The organism is Hansschlegelia beijingensis (assembly GCF_045505405.1).
In the GTDB taxonomy this organism is placed as follows: domain Bacteria; phylum Pseudomonadota; class Alphaproteobacteria; order Rhizobiales; family Methylopilaceae; genus Methylopila; species Methylopila beijingensis_A.
On record NZ_JBJKEX010000403.1, the window covers coordinates 1 to 2556 of the forward strand.

Annotated in this window: 3 protein-coding genes; all 3 read right to left on the bottom strand. The window is 69.2% G+C overall.

All coding sequences use genetic code 11. The features are described from left to right. Positions 1-377, bottom strand: a 377-nt coding sequence (locus tag ACIKT0_RS16725; RefSeq protein ID WP_407106510.1) for a DUF2076 domain-containing protein, incomplete at its 3' end; no start/stop codon positions are given. 104 nt (positions 378-481) lie between these two features. Then, on the bottom strand, positions 482-1822 hold the full coding sequence (gene glcF / locus ACIKT0_RS16730; protein ID WP_407106511.1) for a glycolate oxidase subunit GlcF: 1341 nt from the start codon (positions 1820-1822) through the stop codon (positions 482-484). A 16-nt stretch (positions 1823-1838) separates the two neighbouring features. After that, on the bottom strand, positions 1839-2435 hold the full coding sequence (locus tag ACIKT0_RS16735) for a DUF2585 family protein (RefSeq protein WP_407106512.1): 597 nt from the start codon (positions 2433-2435) through the stop codon (positions 1839-1841). Positions 2436-2556 lie beyond the last annotated feature (121 nt).

The following is a 2556-nucleotide window of genomic DNA, read 5'->3' on the forward strand; positions in this document are numbered from 1 at the left end:
GGGAGCCTGGGCGACCCGACGGCGCCCTCCATCCCCGGATTCGTCTCGACCGTCACAATCGCGAGTTGCGCTGGGTTCATTGTGGGGCGCACGGATCCCATCGCGTCGCCGGCGCGAGGACCCCAGGGCGAGGCCTGCGGCCGCGCGGAGAGCTCGGCGTCCCGGAGCCGCTGCTCCAGTTCCTCGATCCGCGCCCTGGCGGCCTCGAGGGACTGGTTCTGGACGATCAGCGTCTGCGCCATCGCATACGGCGCATGCGGCTGGCGCCGGACCTGATCGGCGATGAAGTTCTCGGCCTCGGGGTCCCGATACGCCGCTTCCGCGCCCCGGATGCGCTCGAACAGGCCGGCGATCAGACTGCGTTCATGAGCGTTCATTGACCGGCTCCAGCTCTCCGCTTCCCGAAGGAATCAATCTCCAATGGAGATAAGGCTGGATCCGGTGCGCGCCACGGTCTTTTCGTGGCGGTCGGCTTAGATTTCTAGCTGGCCTGCTGCTCGGCGGCTCTCTCGGCGAGCCGCTTGCGCAACGGCTCCGGCAGCGGGCCGCCCGTGGCCCAGTCGAGCAGCTCCACGGTGTGGACGCAGGGAACGCTGGTCCCGGTCCGGATCTGCGTGAGGCAGCCGATATTGCCGGTGGCGACGATTTCCGGCGCCGTGCGCTCGATGTTCGCGACCTTCCGGTCGCGCAGCTTGGTGGCGATCTCGGGCTGCATGATGTTGTAGGTGCCGGCCGAGCCGCAGCAGATGTGGCTTTCGGCGGGCTCCTTCACCGTGAATCCCGCGGCGCGAAGCAGCGCCTTCGGCTCCTCGCGGATCGACTGGCCGTGCTGCATGGAGCAGGCGGAGTGATAGGTCACGGCGAGCCCCGTCTGGCGCGAGGGCTTGAGCTCGAACGAGGCGGCGAACTCGGTGACGTCCTTGGCGAGCGCCGAGACCCGCGCGGCCTTCTCGGCGTAGGCGGGGTCCTCGCGCAGCATGAAGCCATAGTCCTTGATCGTCGTGCCGCAGCCGGAGGTGGTGATGACGATGGCGTCGAGGCCGCCGGTCTCGATCTCCCGGGTCCAGGCGTCGACGTTCCGCCGGGCCTGCGCCAGCGCCTGGTCCTCCCGGCCCATGTGGTGGACGAGCGCGCCGCAGCAGCCCTCGCCCTTGGCTTGCACCACCTCGACGCCGTGCCGGGTGAGGAACCGGACGGCGGCCTCGTTGATCGACGGCTCGAGCACCGGCTGCGCGCAGCCCTGCAGGATAGCGACCCGCGCCCGGCGAGGCCCGGTCGCCGGGAAGGTCGCCGGCCCCCGGCTCGCCGGCGCCAGCGGCGGCTTGGCGGGCGCGAGCCGAAGCATCGCGCCGATCCGGGAGAGCCCGGGCGTGCGGCTGAAGAAGCCTTCGAGCGGACGCGCGAGCCACGCTCCGAACAGGGCGATCCGGAAACGTCCGGGATAGGGCAGCGTGAAGGCGAGCAGGCGACGCGTCAGCCGGTCTGCGAGCGGGCGCTCATAGGTCGCCTCGATATAGGCCCGGGCGTGGTCGACGAGGTGCATGTAATGCACGTCGGACGGACAGGTCGTCATGCAGGAGAGGCAGGAGAGGCAGCGATCGACGTGCTTCACGATCTCCGGCGTCGCCGGCTTGTTCTCCTCCAGCATCTCCTTGATCAGGTAGATGCGGCCGCGCGGGCTATCGAGCTCGTCGCCCAGCAGCAGGTAGGTCGGGCACGTCGCGGTGCAGAATCCGCAATGCACGCAGGTGCGGAGGATCTTTTCCGACGAGGCGAGCTGCGGGTCGGCGGCGAGGCGTTCTGGGGCGAAAGCGGTTTGCATCGAAGGCTCTAAAGGCTCACCGGGCGGACTGCCACGCCGAGATGGCGTCCGAGGGATAAAGGATCATCAGGACGTTGAGCGTCAGGTTGTCCCGGATGACGTAAAGCGCGGCGAGCTCCATGGCGATCGCCGCCGTGGTCGTCGCCCACACGGGAGCGAAGCGGGCGATGAAGAAGCCCGCGATCATGCACGCCACGTCCGCGACCGAGTTCAGCACGCTGTCGCCCGCATAGGCGTCCGAGGCCGTCGCCGTCCGGTAGTGTTCGATCACCGGCGGACTGTTCTCGATCAGCTCCCACGCGCTTTCGACCGCGACGGCCAGCAGCAGCATCCTGCCGAGCGGCGGGCGCCGGCCCCGTCCGAACAGGAGCCAGCCCAGCGCATACAGCAGGAAGCCGTGAATCACATGGGACGGCGAGTACCAGTCGGCGAGATGCTGCGAGGTCCCGGCGTCGTTCGCGTTCGCGTGCCAAAGCTCGATCGTTCCGCAGGGGCAGATCAGCGGACGTCCCATCGCGGCCAGGCCGCAGGCCAGAACCGCGATGCAGAGGACCGAGAAAATCAGGCAGGCGCGCTCGACGGATGGCAGGGTCGGGACGGCTTCAGGGCGCATGCATGCGTCCGGGATTGAGTATCCCTTCCGGATCGAAGGCGGCCGTGACGGCGCGCGTCAGCCGCGCGAGCGCCGGCGCCTGCGGCTCGAAGACGTCGACCGCCGCGCGGGTGGCGAGCGG